Below are 1441 nucleotides of genomic sequence, written 5' to 3'. Positions count from 1 at the left end.
ACCCAGGCGCGCCTCTCAAGCGGCGCGCGCTACCGCGGGTACCGGCGTGTGACGCACGCCGGCCCGCTCGATCTCCAGCGCCATCAGCAGCTCGATGTTGTCGAGCTGGTCGCGGATGCAGCGGTTGCTGACCACATCATCGTGGCCGCGCCCGATATGCGCATCCAGCATGCGCGCCAGCCCGGCCAGCAGCATCTCGGCATCGGCCTGGGGTGCCTCGCGCAGCACGGCGGCCAGCGCGCGGATGCGGCGGCCCGTCTCCGAGGCAGCGGGCGGGGATGAGGTGGTGACGGGGGAAGGGAAGAGAGTCATGGCAGGGGTTTCCTGATTGACGGGCGACCACCACTGTCGGATACGGCCCCTGTCGACACCATGCAACAACTACGAAAATGCGTGAAGGCGCGTGAACCACATCACATTTTGCAGCTTGCATCGATGCAACCTGAACGGCTTACACTGGCGACGACTCCCTTTGGACTGCCCCCATGCGCATCGGCCTGGCCGCGAACCGCCTGCACCACCATGACAAGCACGCCGCGCTGTTCCGCTGGCTGCGCGCCAGCGACACCGGCCTGCGCGAACTGGGCGTCGAGCTGCATGCGGTCGGGCGCACCTTCGATGCGATCCAGCGGCTGGGCTTCCTGCAGGACTTCGCCCCGCTGCGGCGCTACCCGAACGGCCGCGAGGGCGGCCTGATGAAGCTGGTGGCCGAGGTGGTCGGGATGGGCACGCCGGAGCGCACGCTGGACGGCGCGATCTACCTGATGGACCCGGTCGATCCTTCCTCGGTCTTTCCGGAAGCCACCGCGCTCAAGCGCCAGTGCGTGATCCACGGTAAACCCTTCATCTCCACCGTCGCCACCGCGCGCGACTGGGTCGAGGTGGAGCGCCTGCATGCCGGCCTGGCGCCGGACCCGGGTGCCGATGACCTGCATGCCTTCGAACAGCACACGCTGGCCCTGATCGCGCATGACGCGATGAAGCCGGCGATGCTGGCCTTCGCCGATGAACACTTCGCGGTGCTGTCGCGGTTCCGCAGCCGCGTCGGCACCGGCACCACCGGGCAGCGCCTCAACGAGCTGGCCTGGGGCCGCGGCTGGCCGCAGGGCGAGGAATGGGTGACGCGCTACCAGAGCGGCCCGATGGGCGGCGATGCGCAGATTGCCGACCGCGTGCTGGAAGGGCATTGCCAACGCGCGATCTTCTTCGAAGATCCGCACGTCGCCCGCCAGCACGAAGCCGACATCCAGCTGCTGGAGCGTGCGGTCACCACCGTGACCGATCAGGCCGTGTGCATCACCGCGCCACGGGTGGCGGCGCGGTGGGCGCAGGCTGCGGCGGTGCGGATGGGCAACTGACGGCACACCGCTCCGGTAGTGCCGGCCGCTGGCCGGCTCCTCATCAACTCACCCCCGCGTGATTGGCGGCCAGCGGCCGGCAC

At 69.3% G+C, this 1441-nt stretch carries 2 protein-coding genes; one reads left to right on the top strand and one right to left on the bottom strand.

Translation table 11 applies throughout. The features are described 5' to 3' along the window. Positions 1–15: 15 nt before the first annotated feature. Entirely contained in the window at positions 16–312 is a 297-nt protein-coding gene (locus QMX81_RS20855; protein ID WP_121043907.1) for a hypothetical protein, read from the bottom strand. Between the two features lie 173 nt (positions 313–485). Between QMX81_RS20855 and QMX81_RS20850 the strand changes: the two genes are divergently transcribed. Then, positions 486–1358, top strand: a complete 873-nt coding sequence (locus QMX81_RS20850; RefSeq protein WP_121043904.1) for a methylglyoxal synthase — start codon at positions 486–488, stop codon at positions 1356–1358. The last annotated feature ends 83 nt before the right edge of the window (positions 1359–1441 follow it).

The organism is Stenotrophomonas sp. PS02301, assembly GCF_029959485.1.
Taxonomy (GTDB): Bacteria; Pseudomonadota; Gammaproteobacteria; order Xanthomonadales; family Xanthomonadaceae; genus Stenotrophomonas; species Stenotrophomonas maltophilia_Z.
Note: the sequence above shows the minus strand (reverse complement) of the source record. Positions and strands in the feature narration are given on the sequence as shown.

Bases quoted from the DNA above. Each gene is read 5' to 3' on its own strand.
- QMX81_RS20850 (WP_121043904.1), top strand. From the start codon at position 486: ATGCGCATCGGCCTGGCCGCGAACCGCCTGCACCACCATGACAAGCAC.
- QMX81_RS20855 (WP_121043907.1), bottom strand. From the start codon at position 312: ATGACTCTCTTCCCTTCCCCCGTCACCACCTCATCCCCGCCCGCTGCC.